General features: G+C 44.2%; 15 protein-coding genes. 6 read left to right on the top strand and 9 right to left on the bottom strand.

The window, feature by feature from the left end:
- Positions 1-400: 400 nt before the first annotated feature.
- Genes ACIZ62_RS04455 through ACIZ62_RS04445 form a run of 3 tightly spaced genes read left to right on the top strand, consistent with a single transcriptional unit; the run spans position 401 to position 2,491 of the window.
- The gene (locus tag ACIZ62_RS04455) at positions 401-751 is read left to right on the top strand and encodes a BMC domain-containing protein (protein ID WP_111887773.1); all 351 of its coding nucleotides are present in this window, start codon (positions 401-403) and stop codon (positions 749-751) included.
- Between the two features lie 3 nt (positions 752-754).
- Positions 755-1,222 (top strand): EutP/PduV family microcompartment system protein, encoded by a 468-nt coding sequence (locus ACIZ62_RS04450; RefSeq protein WP_111887774.1) that lies wholly within the window; start codon positions 755-757, stop codon positions 1,220-1,222.
- A gap of 12 nt (positions 1,223-1,234) precedes the next feature.
- Positions 1,235-2,491 (top strand): phosphotransferase, encoded by a 1,257-nt coding sequence (locus ACIZ62_RS04445; RefSeq protein WP_111887775.1) that lies wholly within the window; start codon positions 1,235-1,237, stop codon positions 2,489-2,491.
- Between the two features lie 120 nt (positions 2,492-2,611).
- Here ACIZ62_RS04445 and ACIZ62_RS04440 read toward each other — a convergent pair whose 3' ends face one another.
- The 8 genes from ACIZ62_RS04440 to hemW all read right to left on the bottom strand — a co-directional run bounded on the left by ACIZ62_RS04440 (position 2,612) and on the right by hemW (position 11,098).
- A complete protein-coding gene (locus tag ACIZ62_RS04440; RefSeq protein ID WP_111887776.1) occupies positions 2,612-3,043 on the bottom strand; it encodes an MOSC domain-containing protein in 432 nt (143 codons plus the stop codon).
- 49 nt (positions 3,044-3,092) lie between these two features.
- Positions 3,093-3,527 carry an RrF2 family transcriptional regulator gene (locus ACIZ62_RS04435; protein ID WP_111887777.1) on the bottom strand — a complete coding sequence of 145 codons (435 nt, stop codon included), beginning with the start codon at positions 3,525-3,527 and terminating at the stop codon, positions 3,093-3,095.
- Positions 3,524-4,456, bottom strand: a complete 933-nt coding sequence (cysK, locus tag ACIZ62_RS04430; protein WP_111887778.1) for a cysteine synthase A — start codon at positions 4,454-4,456, stop codon at positions 3,524-3,526. Before cysK ends, ACIZ62_RS04435 begins: the two co-directional genes overlap by 4 nt.
- Positions 4,457-4,636: 180 nt before the next feature.
- Positions 4,637-5,809, bottom strand: a complete 1,173-nt coding sequence (gene dnaJ / locus ACIZ62_RS04425; protein ID WP_111887779.1) for a molecular chaperone DnaJ — start codon at positions 5,807-5,809, stop codon at positions 4,637-4,639.
- Between the two features lie 409 nt (positions 5,810-6,218).
- A complete protein-coding gene (dnaK, locus tag ACIZ62_RS04420; RefSeq protein ID WP_111887780.1) occupies positions 6,219-8,048 on the bottom strand; it encodes a molecular chaperone DnaK in 1,830 nt (609 codons plus the stop codon).
- 115 nt (positions 8,049-8,163) lie between these two features.
- Positions 8,164-8,727 (bottom strand): nucleotide exchange factor GrpE, encoded by a 564-nt coding sequence (grpE, locus tag ACIZ62_RS04415; RefSeq protein WP_111887781.1) that lies wholly within the window; start codon positions 8,725-8,727, stop codon positions 8,164-8,166.
- A gap of 8 nt (positions 8,728-8,735) precedes the next feature.
- Positions 8,736-9,770 carry a heat-inducible transcriptional repressor HrcA gene (hrcA, locus tag ACIZ62_RS04410; RefSeq protein WP_111887782.1) on the bottom strand — a complete coding sequence of 345 codons (1,035 nt, stop codon included), beginning with the start codon at positions 9,768-9,770 and terminating at the stop codon, positions 8,736-8,738.
- 149 nt (positions 9,771-9,919) lie between these two features.
- Positions 9,920-11,098 (bottom strand): radical SAM family heme chaperone HemW, encoded by a 1,179-nt coding sequence (hemW, locus tag ACIZ62_RS04405; protein ID WP_414151311.1) that lies wholly within the window; start codon positions 11,096-11,098, stop codon positions 9,920-9,922.
- Between the two features lie 110 nt (positions 11,099-11,208).
- On the opposite strand from hemW, the gene ACIZ62_RS04400 reads away from it, so the two are divergent.
- The 3 genes from ACIZ62_RS04400 (at position 11,209) to ACIZ62_RS04390 (ending at position 14,311) form a co-directional block, all read left to right on the top strand.
- Positions 11,209-12,306, top strand: a complete 1,098-nt coding sequence (locus ACIZ62_RS04400; RefSeq protein WP_414151310.1) for a tyrosine-protein phosphatase — start codon at positions 11,209-11,211, stop codon at positions 12,304-12,306.
- Positions 12,307-12,319: 13 nt separating this feature from the next.
- Positions 12,320-13,615 (top strand): glutamate-5-semialdehyde dehydrogenase, encoded by a 1,296-nt coding sequence (locus ACIZ62_RS04395; protein ID WP_111887785.1) that lies wholly within the window; start codon positions 12,320-12,322, stop codon positions 13,613-13,615.
- Positions 13,616-13,813: 198 nt separating this feature from the next.
- Positions 13,814-14,311: a hypothetical protein gene (locus ACIZ62_RS04390; protein WP_414151309.1), complete on the top strand. Its 498-nt coding sequence runs from the start codon at positions 13,814-13,816 to the stop codon at positions 14,309-14,311.
- Between the two features lie 179 nt (positions 14,312-14,490).
- Here ACIZ62_RS04390 and ACIZ62_RS04385 read toward each other — a convergent pair whose 3' ends face one another.
- Positions 14,491-18,375 (bottom strand): hypothetical protein, encoded by a 3,885-nt coding sequence (locus ACIZ62_RS04385; protein ID WP_414151308.1) that lies wholly within the window; start codon positions 18,373-18,375, stop codon positions 14,491-14,493.
- Positions 18,376-18,607 lie beyond the last annotated feature (232 nt).

Genomic DNA, 18,607 nt, shown 5'->3' with positions numbered 1-18,607 from the left:
CATGCTTAATAATTGATCATTATAACCCATCTTGCTTATAAAAGAAATATGTTTTTCATGCTTTATCTCTAGTAACAGTTATAGTCGTACCGACAATTATTACATCATGTTGTAACCGAGGGGGCAGACCCTTTGCATCGGGGCGGACAGGTTGTTAAACCTGTCCGATCCCGCAGCAAACAACAGATTAATAATTGGTCGGTACGGCACAACGTGGATACAGAAATTTTTTGCCGGCTTTCTGTAAAATATCGTTAATGGATGTAACGGGTTCCAGTTTAGTGCTATAATGATCACAGTTAAATAAATACAAACTTTAAAACAAGTAATGAACCAGTACCGACAATTTTAGAAAAAATTAAATCCAAACAACCAAAATACACGAAGAAAAGGTGACACGATGGAAACTGAAAAGAAGAATCGTTCCATACAAGAATACGTTCCTGGTAAACAGGTAACCCTGGCACATATTATTGCCAAGCCTAAAACAGATATCTATATTAAACTGGGTCTGGACGATGAAGCCGCCGATGCCATCGGTATCTTAACCATTACCCCCAGCGAAGCCGCCATTATCGCCGCTGACGCCGCAACGAAAGCCGCCCCAGTCGAAATCGGTTTTCTGGACCGTTTCAGTGGTTCACTTGTAATCACCGGTCGGGTTAGTGATGTCAAAGCTGCCGTTTCTGAAATCCTCAATACTCTTAACCATATTTTAGGATTCGACATTCCTAAAATCACCTACTCCTGATAGATGGCCAATAATCGAAAACGGGTGGCCTTAATCGGAAAAATCGGCAGCGGCAAAACCACCTTGATGCAACGGCTAAATGAAGAAGAACTTAAATATTCCAAGACCCAAATGGTCAGTTACTATGACGATTTCATTGATACCCCTGGGGAGTTTATCGAACTCCCATTTTTTTCACGTCAGGCCATAAATATTACCATGGACGCCGGACTGGTGATCCTGGTTTGTTCCTGTATGGATTCCCAGAATGCCTTTCCACCCAATTTTATCCATACCTATAACATTCCCTCGATTGGCGTGATCACAAAAACAGATCTCCCCGAATGCAATATTAAACGGAGCCGCAATCTTCTTATTTATGCCGGTATCAATCCTAAACACATCTATGTGGTCAGTGCCTATAGTGGCGAAGGAATCCCGGAATTAGAAGCTACCATCCATCATTATATGGAACCCCACCGCAATAAGTAAGGAAGTGAAAAAATGACCTATGACAGCTATGGCAATTTAACAGTGGCAGGCGTTGCCAACTACCTTAAAGAAAAAAACATCTTTCCAACCGATGCCAACCTTACCGTGGTCGATTTACACGCCGTAAAAGAAAGCATTGAAGGATTTGTTAACTTAATCTATCATGTCTACGACCAGTCGGGAAAATCAGTGATCATGAAACAAATGCTCTCCATGCCCCGGTTTCGGATTGAGGACGAAAAAAATAATACCGTGGAAGAAGCTGATGGCGATGGCTGGACCCTGGATCTGGGTCGGATGCGCTCGGAAATAGCCACCCTTATTTTTTGGAACTCGGTCTATCCCGGCATCAGTCCTGAAATTTATCTCTTTGACGAACCCAACCGGATCATTGTTATGGAGGATTTAATGGATTTGAGTTTGCTCCGTTTTGAGCTCTGCCGGATGGTTAAACACGGACATTTTACTGCTAAGATTGGCGCATTTTTTGCCCGCAATCTTTTTTTCTCCTCCAATTTACATCTCACCAACTATAAAAAATCTGAAGTTGAACGGTTTTTTATAAATCCGGAATACACAGCCCTGGCCCCCTTTCTTTTTCGGGAAAACATCGGTGTTTCCTGGGAACGGGAGATGATTCCCGGCACGGATGAAAAAAGAGCCTTACTGGTGGATAATCCTCAAATTCAGGCCGAATTCAAACGTTTGGAAAACAAATTCCTAAATGATAAGGAATGTCTGATTCATACCGACCTTCACAGTTCCAACATCATGATCAGCTTTGACGACGTCCGCATCATCGATGGAGAATTTGCCGGTTTTGGTCCGCTGGCCCAGGATTTTGGCCGACTCACTGCCAGCTTAACCCTGAACTATGTTTCCTGGTTTGGTGATGAGTCCCGGACAACCGCTGAAAAAAACGATTTCCAGGCCTACCTGTTGACCACCATCACTGATCTGTATACCACCTTTCAAAATGAATTCCGCCAGCTGGTGGAAGCCCATCGGGAGGAAAGCTACAGCTTAAAAAATCTGGATGTAGATGCTTATCTCATTGATCAGCTGCAAAATGCCTTGTCATACACGGGGGTCAATGTCCTATCCCGACTGGCTAACCGCGGCATCTGCTATGACCTGCTCAGGCTTCCTGAAGCAAACCGTTTAGTCCCCTCACTTCTGGGCCTGGACATTTCCAGAGAGCTGATGCAAAACCAAAAAAAGTATACCCACATAAAAGAATATACCCTGTTACTAAAAAACCTGGCTTAACAACACGAAATACCGCTGATTTTATATATGAAATCAGCGGTATTTTGTGTAAATATATTTTCTATTTTAGGCGGATATACCATGACCATAAATTCACAATGCCATAATCGTGTTCATGTATTATTTTATGACCGTAACAAAGTCACCTTCTTTAATATAGCCACCTTCGATCACGGCCGTAAAAACAACTTCATTGGCCAATATACATTTTCCGTCTTGATCTGCTATTTCACAGCCAAAACATTTTTTGCCAATCTGAGTTATTTCCTGAAGCGTTTCCCCAATCTTAACCTGAGTACCCAGTGGCAATTTAAACAGCTTGATGTCTGCGGTTGTAATATTTTGTTTAAACCGCCTGGTACATAAACCAGCCCCGTCGGCCTCTTTTAATTGTTCAATGCTGCTAAGCCCAAACAAACAGACCTGTCGTCGATCGCGACCGCCGTGACTATCGCCTTCGAGTCCGAACCCCGCAATAAAAAGCGCTGGCTGGTCCAGGCGAATCTGCTCACCCTTTTCGATACTTTGATAAATCGCTGTAACCTTTCCCACCGGTGCCACCTACTCCCATCACTTTCTCTTAACATTATTCCCGTTATTTCTAAATAAAATACTCGCAATTGCCTTTTTCATGATAAGACTTTACCAAGTCGGCCAGGGTGATATTATCCACCACATTTTCAATCGCATCTTTGATTTGCCGCCAGACATCAACCGTAACACAGCGATCCGCGCGATCACAGCTACCCGGCTCATCCAAGCAGGCCACCGGGGACAACTCCCCTTCCATCAGTCGTAAAATCATCCCAACGGTATATTCTGCCGGCGGATTGGCCAGTTGGTAACCCCCTTGTGATCCCCGGACACTTCTCACAAAGCCCGCTCTTGAAATCTGGGTGATAATCTGCTCTAAATATTTCTCTGAAATCTCCTGACGCTCAGCAATCCGTTTGATGGGAATGTATTCCCCGGTATTGTTAATCGCCAGGTCCAGCATTAGGCGCAGGGCATATCGTCCTTTTGTTGATATTTTCATAACGCGTATAAACCCGTTGACAGATAGCGTTCGCCCGTATCCGGCAACAGCACCACGATGGTTTTTCCCTTGTTTTCAGGGCGTTTTGCCAGTTCTATGGCGGCATACAAGGCCGCTCCAGAAGAAATTCCGACCAGCAGCCCTTCATTTTGGGCAACGTTTCTCGCTATTTTAAAAGCATTGTCGTTGCTGACCGCAATAATTTCATCATAAACAGCCGTATTTAAAACCCCGGGCACGAAACCAGCCCCAATCCCCTGAATCTTATGAGGTCCCGGACTGCCACCGGAAAGTACCGGCGAAGCCTCTGGTTCAACCGCAACAATTTGAACTCCGGGTTTCTTTTCTTTTAATACTTCTCCGACTCCGGTAATGGTTCCGCCGGTGCCAATGCCAGCCACAAAAATATCAACTTCGCCATCGGTATCATTCCAAATTTCAATGGCCGTGGTTTGACGGTGAATTTCTGGATTGGCGGGATTATCAAACTGCTGGGGAATAAAAGCGTTGGGAATGGTTTCTGCCAATTCAGTGGCTTTAGCAATGGCGCCTTTCATTCCGGTTGCCCCTGGTGTCAGTACCAACTCTGCCCCAAGTGCCGAAAGCAGATTACGACGTTCCACGCTCATGGTTTCCGGCATCGTTAAAATAAGACGATACCCCTTGGCGGCCGCCACAAAAGCCAGCCCAACCCCGGTGTTACCGCTGGTTGGTTCAATAATCACGGTACCTTCTTTAATTAGCCCGGCTTTTTCGCCGGCTTCAATCATCGCAAACCCAATCCGGTCTTTCACTGAAGATAACGGATTAAAATATTCCAGCTTGGCGATCAGCTTAGCTTCCAGCTCCAGGCTTTTTTCATAGTTCGACAATTCCAATAAGGGTGTATTTCCAATTAAATCGGTTAGATTTTTTGCAATTTTAGACATCTTCTTACCTCACATTATCCTTAAAATTATAATTCAATTAATATTTCCGAACACGGCTTGCTTAATTCATATCATTTCGATATGTTTTGGTAGGTTCATTATATGCCTCATGCTTTTCTTTGTCAACTAAAAAATGCCGGATTTCTCCGGCATTTAAAACTTTATACTAACCTAAAACGATCAGGCATCTTTTTTAGGATGACTTTCCTTCGCCTCAGCTTCTACGCGAGACCAGAAACGCTTGCCTTCAGGGTGAGCATCTTCTCCCGCAACCTTGGCATACTCATTTAAGGCATGGCGCTGTTCACGGCTAAGTTTACGTGGCACTTCCACCTTGATGGTAATAAACTGATCGCCCCGACCACGACCATTGACGTTGGGGACCCCTTTTCCTTTTAATCGGAAAACCTTGCCGTTTTGAGTGCCTTCTGGTATTTTAAGCTTGATCTTGCTGTCAATGGTAGGCACTACAATGCTGTCTCCCATAGCCGCCTGGGCATAGGTAATTGGTAGTTCATAGTAAATGTCATCGTCGCTCCGTTTAAACAACGGATCTTCCCGAACACTGATATAAACAAGCAAATCGCCCGTGCTACCATGGTTTGGCCCGGCATTACCCTGACCTCTTAGTGGTAGAATCGAGCCGTCGTATACACCGGCTGGGATCTTGATGCTGATGGTGCGTTCCTTGGATTCAAGGCCAGATCCATGACAGGTCGGACAGGGTTTATCAATGATTTTTCCCTCACCATGGCACTTGTCGCAGGTGTGAACCTGTTGAACCGTTCCAAAAGGTGTTTGCTGCCGTACATAAACCTGACCAGAGCCGCCACATTGATCACATGTTTTTGACGTTGAACCTTTTTCAGCCCCGGTGCCACCACAGGTTCCACATTCTTCGTTACGTTTGATTTTAATCTTCTTTTCAACACCAAAAACAGCCTCATGGAAGGACAGATTGATATTGATCTTCATGTCCGACCCACGGTTGGAACGACGACCGCCCCGACTGCCACTAAATCCGCCGCCGCCGCCAAAGGCACTGAAAATATCGCCAAAGATATCTTCAAAACCGCCAAAGCCACCGCCACTATAACCACCGCCGCCGTAACCGCCGGCACTGGGGTCAACCCCTGCATGACCATATTGATCATAACGAGATTTTTTTTCCTCGTCGCTTAAAATTTCATAGGCTTCATTCGCTTCTTTGAATTTTTCTTCAGCAACACTATCCCCCGGATTCTTATCCGGATGGAACTCCATGGCCTTTTTTCGATAGGCTTTTTTTATCTCATCCGGGCTGGAATCTTTACCGACCCCAAGCACCTCATAGTAATCTCTTTTTTCACTCATAAATACTCTCACCTCTTTTGAATCCTAAACACCAACTAACCAACTACTAATTATACCTTTTTGAAGCAACGTGTCAAAGCCTTTTTTCGTAGAGCGTGGTATTCCCAAAAGTTGGAAACAAACCTTAATATTAGTACCGACCAATTGTTAATCTGTTGTTCGCCGCGGAATCGGACAGGCGATGCCGTGTCCGCTCCGATGCGTACAACATGATGTAACAATTGTCGGTACGGCACACCAAACCCACATGGCTCGTTGCCTCCACGAAACTTTTCAAAACGCTCACCCGCGTTTTGAGCCGTTCGCGGGCAGTCGCCAAATGTGAGCAAGCTCCCACATGGCTCGTTGCCTCCACGAAAAAGAGTGGCAGCCTTGGCTGCCACTGGTTATTGCCGGTTACAGGCAAATCTTACTCTTTTACTTCCTCATATTCAGCATCGACAACATCATCATCATCACCTTGATCAGACGATTCTTGCTCGTCTGGGGCCTGTTGGGCTGCTGCTTCTTCATACATTTTCTGAGCCAGTGGATAGAAGGCTTCATTTAAGGCTTCGGTAGCCTTGGTAATGGCTTCCACATCTTCGCCTTCGCTGGCTGTTTTTAGTTCTGCCATGGCTGCTTCAACCTTGGCCTTATCTTCTTCTGAAATCTTGCCTTCCATTTCTTTTAATGACTGTTCGGTCTGGTAAAGGGTGGAATCAGCAACGTTTTTCGCTTCGATTAAAGCTTTAACGCGTTTATCTTCTTCAGCATGTTGTTCTGCCTCTTTAACGGCTTTATCAATCTCATCATCACTCATATTCGTGGTGGATTTAATCACGACGTTCTGAGACTTCCCGGTTCCCATATCCTTAGCAGATACATTAACAATCCCATTGGCATCAATATCAAAGGTTACCTCGATTTGTGGAATACCACGACGTGCGGATGGAATACCTGTTAATTGGAATCGACCCAAGGTTTTATTATCCTTGGACATTTCGCGTTCACCTTGTAAAACATGGATATCAACAGCGGTCTGATTATCAGCTGCGGTCGAGAAGGTCTGACTTTTCTTGGTTGGGATGGTGGTATTACGGTCGATTAATCGGGTAAATACACCGCCCAGGGTTTCAATCCCCAGTGATAATGGCGTTACATCAAGGAGTAATACATCATGGACTTCACCAGCTAATACACCAGCCTGGATCGCTGCTCCAATCGCAACACATTCATCCGGATTAATTCCTTTATACGCATCTTCACCGGTAATATTTTTAACTGCATCCTGTACTGCCGGTGTTCTTGTGGAACCACCAACCAGGATTACCTTGTCCAACTCATTCTTGGAAAGACCGGCATCCTTCATGGCTTTTTCAACTGGTCCGATGGTACTCTTCACCAGGTCAGAAGTTAATTCATCAAATTTAGCGCGGGTCAGCGATAATTCCAAATGCTGTGGACCTTCTGCCGTTGCCGTAATAAATGGTAAATTAATGTCTGATTTCATAACCGTTGATAATTCGATTTTAGCTTTTTCAGCCGCTTCTTTAAGTCTCTGAAGGGCCATTTTATCATTTTTAAGATCAAGTCCGTGGGTTTTCTTAAACTCTGCTGCCATCCAATCGATGATTTTCTGGTCAAAGTCATCACCACCTAAATGATTATTCCCATTGGTTGATTTAACTTCGAAAACGCCATCGCCAAGTTCCAGAATTGATACATCAAAGGTTCCGCCCCCAAGGTCATAAACCATGATCTTATCATTGGCATCTTTGTCTAAGCCATAGGCTAAAGCGGCTGCAGTTGGTTCATTGATAATTCTTAAAACTTCCAGCCCGGCAATCCGACCAGCATCTTTGGTCGCTTGTCTTTGGGCATCACTGAAGTACGCTGGTACCGTAATAACTGCTTTTGTAACCGTTTCTCCCAGATAAGCTTCAGCATCTGCTTTTAATTTTTGCAGAATCATCGCTGAAATTTCCTGAGGGGTATAACTTTTATCATCAACTGTTACTTTTTTATCGGTGCCCATATCGCGTTTAATTGATGAAATGGTGCGGTCCGGATTCGTAACGGCTTGTCGTTTGGCAACCTGTCCAACTAATCGTTCGCCATCTTTGGCAAAAGCAACAACCGATGGGGTCGTTCTGTTTCCTTCTGCGTTAGGGATAACGACGGCTTCACCGCCTTCTAAAACGGCAACACACGAATTTGTGGTCCCTAAGTCAATCCCGATAATTTTTTCTTTACTCATATCTATTTCCTCCTGTAATTTTGCTTTTTAGTTTATTCTATTAAAATGAAAATTCAGTACTGGTGCTTTCCACCAGCAGATTTTCAACTTTAGACGGTTTATGTCTTAATTAATATTATTTGCTACAAACCTTAACCATCGCTGGTCGGATCACCTTACCCTTGAATTTGTAACCTTTTTGGAAAACATCAATAATATCCTGGTCTTCCTTTTGCTCATCTGTACCGACCGCCACACCGTGGTGGAGATTTGGATCAAAGGGACCTTCACAAACAATTTCTTCCAGACCTTCTTCTTTGAGCACATCCTTAAGTTGTTTAAAAACCATTTCCAATCCGTCAATATAGCCCTTGGCTTCCTCACTGGCATCGATTAGGGCGGCTTGCGCCCGCTCCAGATTGTCCATTACCGGCAACAGCTTGGTAGCAAAGTTTTCTGATGCGAACTGATACATTTCTGTTTTTTCTTTTTGACTTCGCTTTTTGAAGTTCTCAAAATCAGCCTGAAGTCGAACCAAGCGATTCAATACAGCCTCATCCTCCTTTACACTCTCTAATACCTCTTCCGGCGATGCTGTTTCGTCAATGTCATCTGTTAATTCCTCGTCGGTTACCGCGTCAGCTTCTTTTAGCGTTTGTTCATTTTCTTCGATGGTTTGGATTTCCTCTTCTTTTATCATTTAATCACCTATTTCATTAATAAATTTGAGATATGTAAATTTAACTCATTACGTATGTAATTGAGAACCGATGAGACATTGTCATAGTTCATCCGAGTCGGCCCAATCACGCCAAAGGCCCCCATCATCTCGCCATCCAGTTCATAGGTGGAGGTAATGATGCTAAAATCCTTAAGGTTTTCATTGTCATTTTCACTGCCTATTTTAATGCGGATGATCTGGTTGCCGTCTTTCGATGTCATCATTTCCGACAACACCTGTTTTTCCTGAACAATATTGATCAGTTGTTTAATCTTATTCACATCACTGAATTCCGGATAATTGAAAAGGTTCGTTAACCCCGTGGAGTGAACTTCCGAGTCATCCTCCATCAAGACTTTTTTAAGTTGGGGGATAATTTCGTGAATCAGCTTACTCTCGGCTGGTGACAATTCCTGGATCTGATCAATAAGCTCCGAACTCATGTCACTGAGAATGGTGTTTTTCAGAAAGCCATTAATCACATTGGAAAGCTTTAGCGCCAGAATCGCGTCTACCTCCTGAGAAAGGGTTACCTCAATATTTTTGGCCATCCCCTCCTGGGTCACTACTACCATAAGTACCCTGTTTTTAATTAATGAAACAATCTGAACATGCTTACAGTTAAAATTTGTAACCCGAGGTGCCAGAACCACTGCTGTGTAATTGGTTAGCTGAGACAGAACCTGCGCCGTATGGGACATCGTCAGCCCCAGTTCAGTGGTATGATCCAGAAAACCCCGATGAATATCCGTTCGGATCATCTTCTCAAGTTTCTGAATCTCCATGATTTCATCCACATAATAACGATACGCCTGCTGGGTCGGAATCCGTCCCGAAGAGGTATGGGGTTGAACTAAAAAACCTAACTCTTCAAGATCTGCCATTTCATTTCGGATGGTGGCCGGGCTGATACCCAGGTTACATCTTTTTGAAAGGGTCCGGGAGCCAACCGGCTCGGCCGTATTAATATAATCACGGATGATCACTTCAAGTATTTTCTTTTTACGTGCGTTAAGTTCCATGATTCACCTCGTTATTAGCACTCACAATAATCGAGTGCTAACATCTGAGTTAAATATAACATCCTACCCCCTACATTGTCAACTAGTTTCTATAATAGCTTGCTCACCTTTTAAAGTTTTCTTAAGATATTTTTTTGATCTGATTTCATCTATAGAAAAGCCATAAATACCTGGTTTCCAAAATCCTGTCCTTTTGGTGTCAGCTTTAAAAATGACCCATCCCAATTAAGCAAACCATCAGCAATCAGCGGCTTTATGACCTCACCATATCGATTCCAATAACTTTGGCCAAAACGGGCAAAAAAATCACTATCCCGAATGCCGCAAAGCTTACGCAAACCTAAAAACATCCACTCACTCATCATTTCCCGGGGCGTCATCTCAGCTTCTAATGTTGCTGGGGATTCTCCGGCCTTGATGACATCGATATACTGACTTAGTGCATTGGTGTTACCATAGCGCCGACTATTAAAATAACCATGGGCACCCAGACCAAAGCCCAGATAGGGCACCAGTTCCCAATATTTAATGTTGTGGCGGCTTTGATAGCCGGGCTTACAGTAACTGGAAATCTCATAATGGTCATAACCCTGCTCTTTTAGAAACGCATCGACTGCCCAGTGCATTTCCCGCTCTTCATCTTCATCGGGCAAATTTAGCTGCCCCGCTGCGACCCAATTGGCCATCGGGGTACCCGGCTCTAAAATTAAGCTGTAGCACGACAGATGGGTGGGCGCAAAAGACATCAGCGCGATCAGTGTCGCCATCACATCCGATCGTTTCTGACCCGGTAAACCGACCATCACATCGACGCTGATGTTTGAAAAACCGACGTTTTTTAAAATTTCCATCGATTTAATAAAATCCGACTGGCTGTGAATCCGACCGAGGATTTGAAGCAGAAAGTCCTGCCAGGCCTGCAGACCCATACTGATCCGATTGATCCCCGCTTTCTTATAGCGGCTGGCCTTCTCTTCTGTTAAGGTTCCCGGATTAATTTCAATGGTGATTTCCGCCGTATCCTCAATTACAAAGACTTCCTTTATAAGAGACAATGTTTTTTCAATATAACCGGGTGCAATCGACGATGGGGTACCGCCCCCCAAATAGATGGTGTCCACAGCCGGTAAAACACCATTGATTTCCTTGTGACGTCTTATTTCCTTTTCCAGTGCATCAAAATACTCCCCAATCCGCTCCTCGCTCTGGGCGGAAAGAGAAGTAAAATCACAATAGGCACATTTTTTTTTGCAAAAAGGGATATGGCAATAAATACCTAGTGTATTTTTGGGTTGACTACCTAACGCCTTAGTTTTTGTGGTATTCATTCATTCTCCTCGCATTTTAAAGACTTTTTTTCTTTGATTTATGCTATAATTATAACATAGTCATTACCTATAATTAGAAACTAAACGAAGTCACAGAAAGGAAATCATCAATGAAAAAAGTAACCACCATTGCCATCATTGCCGGCGCAGCTGCAATCGTTCCAGCCTATTTTCTGGTACGAAAACTGCTTGACAAAAAGAAGTCGTCAAAAACCATCACTACCGCTCAGCCTGCCTCTAAAGCGATCAAGGCCGCAGGTTCTAAAGCGGCAAACCAGCAAACCGCGGCACGCATCGATCCAGAGCAACTTAAAACAATTCTCCCGGCAGAGGTTCATCCTGCCCCAAAAGCCGATCAGGAAAAAAACGCCCATCCGGGTCTGATTGCGCCAAACGGACGAATCCTATATAACTTCAAAGATGAAAATAACCTCATCTTCTGTGACGAAACCCAGCTCGGCAAACGTCTGATCCAACTCGAAAACTCGATTAATATTCGGGATATCGGCGGCTATACCGGAATGGACGGCCGAAAGATAAAATGGCGAAAGGTTATCCGCAGTGAAGAACTGGCCCATCTGTCCGATAAAGATGTGTCTTATTTTGCCGCGCTGCGACTCAAACATGTCTTTGATTTTAGAAACAAATCCAAAGCCGAACGACAGGTTGACCGCCTGCCCAAAACAGCCGAGTATCACCTGTTGCCAATTTTCTCCGGCGATGATATGGGACTGGATCACAAAGATTTTACCCAGCCGGGCATGGTGGATGCCTTTATGCGTCGTATCTATAAGCTCCAGACCGAAGATCGGGCCCAACGCTTCGCCGAGGTGCTTAAGTATTTAACTGAACCTTCTGAATCCCCCATTCTTTACCATTGCACCAACGGCAAGGACCGCACCGGTTTTATGACTTATCTGATTTTAAGCATTTTAGGCGTAAAAGAGGATGTGATCCTTTCTGATTACACCCTTACCAACCTGACCTTCGACGAAAGCTATAACCTCCTGGGCAATATCATGTCCGAGGAATTAGGCATCGAGAATTATCACCTCTGGGAATTTTACGGTGTCAAGCCGGATTGGCTAAAGACTTCGATGGATTATGTCAACACTCATTTTGGAAATGTTGAAACCTATTTAATGGAAAAAACCGATTTACGGGAGAAAGATTTTAAAAAGATCCGTGATAATTTATTAGCGAAATAAGGAGGAAACGCCAATGCAAATGGAACAATTGGGCAAAATTGCCCGGGAAGCCGGCATTTTACTGGCCGCTACCGATACCAAAACACGAAACGCTGGTTTACTTGCCATTGCCAAAGCACTAGAAGAAAATACCTACGCCATTGTCGCCGCCAACCTGGCGGATATGAAACGCTCTCAAGAGGAAAAGCTGGGCGCCCCACTGCTTAAACGCCTGACCTTTGATGCTGACAAAATCAATGACGTGATCGAGGGCATTCACAGCCTGATCGAGCTCACCGATCCTCTGGGGGCCACCAAGCTCTCAACACAACTGGATGAAGGTCTTGATCTCTACAAGGTCACCTGTCCGATTGGCGTTATTGGGGTAATTTTTGAATCCCGTCCCGATGCCTTTGTGCAGATTTCCACGCTTTGTCTTAAAAGCGGCAATGCCGTCCTCTTAAAAGGTGGCCGCGAAGCTCTGGAAACCAATCGTATTCTCGCCAAAATCATTCATGAGGCCACTGCCTCAGTAGGTCTGCCCACTAATTGGATTCAAAATTTGGAAACCCGCGAAGACGTCACGGCCATGCTGGCTCTGGATCAGTATATTGATCTGATTATTCCCCGGGGCTCTAATCACTTTGTTCAATATATTATGAACAATTCCAACATCCCCGTAATGGGACATGCTGACGGGATCTGCCATGTTTATGCACATGAGGACGCCAATCTGGCGCAAGCTGTGGCAATTATCGTTGATTCCAAAACGCAATATGTAGCCGCCTGCAATACCTTGGAAACGCTATTGGTTAATGAAAAAATTGCGGCGGCGCTACTGCCAACACTTAAAACCGCACTCGAAGCAAAGGGTGTTCATATCAAGGGTGATCCCGCCACCCAGGCGATTATCCCAGTGGAAGCGGCTACCGAAGTGGACTGGAAAACCGAATACCTCGATTATATCCTTTCAATCAAAATTGTTCCTGATCTGGCTGCTGCCATTAATCACATCAACACCTATGGCTCCGGTCATACCGATGTGATTTTAACCACCACCGAAGCGACTGCCCAAACCTTTATGACGCTGGTGGATTCTGCCGGAGTATTCTGGAACTGTTCCACCCGCTTCAGCGACGGCTTCCGGTTTGGCTTTGGCGCCGAGGTCGGAATCAGCACTGGCAAACTTCACGCCCGCGGCCCGGTGGGGCTTGATGGACTGCTGAGTTACAAGTTTAAGCTACTGGGCCATGGCCAATGCGTGGCTGATTATGCCAGTGGCAAAAGTCATTTTACTCATGTGGCCCAGAAGACGGACTGCCCGATATGATTGGTTACGGTGTGCGGGCGGGTACTACCCGCCCCTACGAACTAATGCGTTAAGCTGGTTAAAATTTTTACTACTCTGCTAATCCTGGGTCACAGGGGCGAGGGTCTGACCCCTTGGTTATTCCCAATCGCCATCAATAATTATCAATCACATGACAAAAAAACGAACCCCTATCACATAATTAAAGAGAGGTGCTCTATGAAATCAAAGAAAATAATCTTTGTCAGCTTGATTCTTATTTCTCTTACTGCCCTTCTTTTTACCGGCTGCACACCAGCTGCTGAGAAAAAAGATGATTCCAAAACTGAAATTCCCAACCCGATGGTGGAACAGGCGTCCCTGGAAGCAATTAAGGAAGCCATCGGCTTTAGCTTTGAAAGCTTACCCACCGGGATTACGGATGTAAAATACTTTACCATTGCTGACAACCTTGCTCAGGCTGATTTTACTCTGGACGGTGTGACCTACACGGCTCGAAAGGCTGACTCCGGGATGGAAAACATCGCTGGAGTTTATACTCAGTTTAGTAACAGTCAGACCAAAACCACTACTGCCGGTGCGGCAGTTTTATTCCAGTATGATGAGGGAAAAGCCGGTCTCGCCACCTGGACTGCCGGAACCTATGGCTATTCGGTTTACTGTGAGGAAGGGTTTGATCTGGCCGGGATGGAAGTTGTGGTGAACGGAGTTTCGTGATTACATGAATTAAACATAAAAAGGGCTTAAAGTCATGACTTTAAGCCCTTTTTATGTTTATGACTCTTCGCATCACCAACTTATTACCAGTAAAAAAACAGATCTGAAGGTATACCTTCAGATCTGTTACAAAAATTTGTTTAATCTTCGAATCATCATTTTGCAAGAAGATCAAATTCTTAGGGAATAATAGTGAGTGTCAGTTCTCCGGTTGTTACAATTTCAGTTGAAACAGTATCATTTAAGGCCTGAATACTGATTTTAACCGTCGCCTTGCCATCTCCGATAGAAGCGATGCTTCCATCAGGATTAATAGTTGCTGTTCCCTTTCCATCACCGGTTATTTGCATATAGGTCACGCTGTAGTTGGCAATATTAAAGTTTTCCAAACCACTAATACCACTCATCAGTGCTTTTGTTCTTTCAATCACATTATTCTGCGTACCACTAACACTAAACGAACCTAAATTGGTTGCCGTAATTCGCGCCTGTTCCATGATGTACGAAGCATTGTAGATTAACGCTTCACGTAATGCCGTAATGGTGTTGGTATCGGCTTGAATCTTTGTTTGCTCTATATTTTCCGGATGATCCAGATCATAATACGTAGTTGTAATTTTTGATTCATAAGCTGTCCAACGCGCCTTAGTATAGTAATCCTTCTTGAATTCAGTGTACCAGTTCTTTTCAAACTGGAACTTCTGAACATCGCCATCTTTTGCCCGTAGAACCGGCTTTTTATAATCCATTGCCCCTTGAATATTTGCTGCGGCATTGTTAATCAGGGTTGGGGTCATCAGGGTTCCCGTCGAATCAATGATCAGGTTCTGTAAATCATTAGCTCTGCAGATGGTTGCATAAGCTTCAAAACTATCTTCTGTGTACTCCATTGCAATTGCCGCATTATTCCAGGGGATCGCTGCCGCTTTGACTGCTTCGTAGCTTGCAATCGCCCCATCCAAACCTAGCTCTGTCTTGGGTCGTAATGCCCGAATCGCTATATCAATCGCATTGGTTGCCGCGGTAATTTCTTCCGGCTTACTCAGGGTGGTAATCGCCGACGGCTTCCAGGTGTAATCTTCATAGAAGCTGGCATAGCGCAACACTGCCTGTTCATAAATTTCCCAGTTGCTGATCCTCTTATTGATCTCATAGAAATTACCGGAACCGGAACGATAGTTATTCTGATACAGTTCCAATACCTTTTGGAAAGCTTTTAGTTCGGTGCCATTCTGTCTGACTAAGGTATCTGACTGCGCTTTTAAAATGGCCGCTGTTGCCTTATCCACATCACTCTGAAGGCTATCCTTAGTAATACTTCGATACTTATTGACAACTACCATATAAGCCGTCCATGATTCCGGCGTATAGGAACTTTCATCATCTACCAATCCCAGCACCCGCGTGTATTCGCCTAAGTAGGCCGATGGGTTATTAAGCAGTTCTTCCTGCGCCAGAGTGATAAAGGTAATCGCTGACTGAATCTGATCCTGGGTATTTTCCGTTGTCATCACATATTTGGCCAATACTGCCATATAAGCATTCCAGCCCTTGGTTGTAAATTTATCCTGTTGGCCCACATACTTGGCAATCAGTCGATTATAATCATCGACATTGCCTTTTTTCTTAAGCACAGTCGTTTGTGCCAGCTTAATATTACCAATTGCTACTTTTATCGCTGATTCATCATTATCGCCATTCATGTAATTGTCTTTCGACATAACCACCTTTAGATAAGCCGACCAGCTGGCAACGGTATAGTCCGCTTCCTTCACTAGAGCCAGGGTAGCGTTATATTCTGTCATGTCACCCTTTAATTTCAAATTTTTCTGGGCCCGTTCAATCGCTACCACCGCCGAATTAATCTGGGTCTGGGTTTTGTCACGATTCATTTCATTTTTGTCAAGAATCTTCTGATAAACATTCCAGGTAGCCGATGTATATTGTCCTTGTACCATCGGGATTCCAAGGTTCTTATTGTTTTCGACTAAGTACAGGTACTCCGTTAGATCTCCCGCTTTTTTAAGACCCAACTGGCCTCTTTTAATATTTCGAACTGCAGTATCAATCTGAGCCTGAGATTTATCGGCATCCATATAATTGGAATTAAGCACCTTGTCATAGGTTGCCCAGGAAGTCGAGGTATAATCAATCTCGCTTTTTGAGGCAATCGTTTCGTTATATCCGCCAGGTAAATCCAGACTACCGCGTTCAATTAGTGCGGCCTGGGCGATCCGGATTTTTTCGGTTGCCGCATCGACCTGAGCCTGGGTTTTATCTCCCGTCATAACATTTCTACTAATTACCTTCTGGTATTTATCCCAGGAGGCCGAAGTATAGCCATCACTGTTGACCGCTGCCAGCACTTCCTTGTAAGTATCAAGATTGGCACCCTTCACCAGCTTTTTCTGCGCTGCTTCGATATTTAGAATCGCCTGGTTGACCGCTTCCTGACCATCCGTCGGAATTACGACATTAGCATCGACGACTTTTTGATAGGCCAACCACGAGGCCGAGGTATAGTCATCACGCCCAACGGCTTCAAGAGCCATTTCATAATAGGTCATATCCGCTGCAGGTACCAGTTTTTTCTGGTTTTCAAGGATATTTTCAACCGCAGCTTTGACCACATCCTGATTACTGGTCACATTTACAATGATTGTATTGATGGCTTTTTGATATTCCGTCCAGGAGGCCGTGGTATAATCATTTTTATTGACTGCATCAAGAGCTGCCTGATAATATTTAAGATCGGCCTTTTTTACCAGTCGCGCCTGAGCAGCTTCAATATTTTTAATCGCAGTTTCGATATCGGTCTGGGTATCATCCTCATCAACCTGATTATCATCAACGATTAACTGATAAACCGACCAAGATGATTCAATATAATCGTCTTCCTTCACCGCATTAAGAAGTGCATTGTATGCCGAAAAGTCAAACTTTCGCACCATTTTATTCTGGGCCAGTTTAATCCGATTCACTGCAGTATTCACTTCAATCTGGCTATTTGCTTCGGTCATAACATTAGCGGTCAAGACATTCTGGTACACTGACCAGGATGGTTCGGTATAGTCTTCTTCCCGGACTGATGCCAGTACCTTTTCGTAGTCAGTCAGGTTTACCTTAAACTGAAGCTGTTTTTGAGCATCCATAATATTAAGGGTTGCCATATTGATTTCCGCTTGAGTGTTGTCTTGATCGACCACATTGTCTTCCACCACCATCATATAATCAGACCAGGATGAAGGGGTATATTCAGCTTCATTGACAGCCTGAAGGGCAGTAATATATCCGGACATGATTTTACCTTTGACCAGATTACCTTGAGCTGCCTTAATATTTCTAGTGGCTGTTTTAATCTCATCAACCGTATTTTCCGAATCAACGATATTTTCATTGACTATATCCTGATAATCCGCCCAGGACGCCTTGGTATAGTCGTATTCATTAACAGCAGCCAAGGCCGAATAATAAGCCTGCATGTTTTCATCAACCGCTACCAGTTTGATCCGGATTCCTTCCAATCGCAATCCTTTTCCAGCTGTGCCTGCTGTTTCGCCGCTTATAAACCAAGTCGCATCGTCATTAATATCCTTCAACCAGCCTTCATTCTGTACCTGAACATTATAACGAAGAGTATAGCCAGGAAGATTATTTAGTACCAACCGGATGCTTTCCAGACGCAGGCCCTGACCTTCAGTCCCGGCCATGTTTCCCATGACAAAGGGACCTAAATTACCCTTATTTTGAACATGAACATAGGTCTGTATATTCGCCGTTACCGGAACGCCACCGACTAGTTCAACCCGTAAGCTCTCCAAACGTTTGCCCTGTCCGATTGTCCCGGATAAATCACCATTCGTAACCCAATAGCCTTCCCAACCGATATCCTGAATATGCGTTTTATACTGTACGCCGTAAGCCGCTGAGGTGTCAAGGGTTGCATCAGCCGCATAAACCCCTGACGAACATGCCATGGAAATCAGCAATGCCGTCGATAAAATCGGGACACCCATTCTTTTCATGCTTTTTCCTCTATCCTTATCTTTTATTTTTTTTATCATCTGCGGACTCCTCATCTCGTTTTATACTTCAATTCTACACGTTTTTAAGCGCATTTGCAATCCCTGATCGAGATCATCACATGATTGCATCACTTTTCCTGCTTACAAAAAGCACTTTCTAAATCTCCAAGAATAAACGCTTACCTATGTAATCGACAAAACTCTATTTTTCTTTAACAAAAAAGGATACCGAAAGATATCCTTTTTTATTTGCGCAAAAACCATAAATTGA

This window comes from Acetobacterium carbinolicum (assembly GCF_047456275.1).
In the GTDB taxonomy this organism is placed as follows: Bacteria; Bacillota; Clostridia; order Eubacteriales; family Eubacteriaceae; genus Acetobacterium; species Acetobacterium carbinolicum.
The sequence above is the reverse complement of the archived record's forward strand: the minus strand, read 5'-3'. Positions and strand labels throughout refer to the sequence as shown.